General features: G+C 61.2%; 1 protein-coding gene. It reads left to right on the top strand.

All coding sequences use genetic code 11. The features are described 5' to 3' along the window. Positions 1 to 690: immunoglobulin-like domain-containing protein (locus CAG44_RS28880; protein WP_371916809.1), on the top strand; the 690-nt coding region annotated here is incomplete at both ends.

Here is a 690-nt window from a genome sequence, read left to right as displayed (position 1 = left end):
GACCTACACCGCATCGGTCAACCACAAAGTCACCGGTTCGGACCTGGTGGTGAAGTTGGCCAACGGCCAGACCATCACCATCCCGGTGGGCGAGTCGTCTGCTTCGGTACCGTTCACTGCACCGAACAACGTCCACAACACCAACCTGGACCTGACCAACAAGATCACCGACATCTCGGGTGGCAACTACGAGAAGACCGTGGCGGTTGGCGAGCCAGTGACCACGGTCACCGACAACCCGGCGACTCCGGACGTCACCACGCTCACCCTGACCGCGACGGATACCGTGGCCGAAGGCGGCAAGATCACCTACACCGCCACCCTGACCAACAAGGCTGGTACCGACCTGGTCATCAAGCTGAGCAACGGTGAAACCATCACCATAGCCGCCGGCTCGAAGGAAGCCTCGATTACCATCGATGCCCCAAGCGACGACGTGTACGTCGATGCCGAAGACCTGAGCGTGACCGTCACCGGCACCACCGGTGGCGACTTCGAGAAGCTGGACGTCAGCAGCACTGCGGCTGTGACCAAGGTCACCGATACCATCGACACCACCACCGTGACCCTGACCGCGACTTCGACCGTCGCTGAAGGTGGCGTGGTGACTTATACCGCTTCGGTCAACCACAAGGTCACCGGTTCGGACCTGGTGGTGAAGTTGGCCAACGGCCAGACCATCACCATTCC

It is taken from the genome of Pseudomonas sp. B13(2017) (genome assembly GCF_002113245.1).
Lineage (GTDB): Bacteria > Pseudomonadota > Gammaproteobacteria > Pseudomonadales > Pseudomonadaceae > Aquipseudomonas > Aquipseudomonas putida_Z.
Note: the sequence above shows the minus strand (reverse complement) of the source record. Positions and strands in the feature narration are given on the sequence as shown.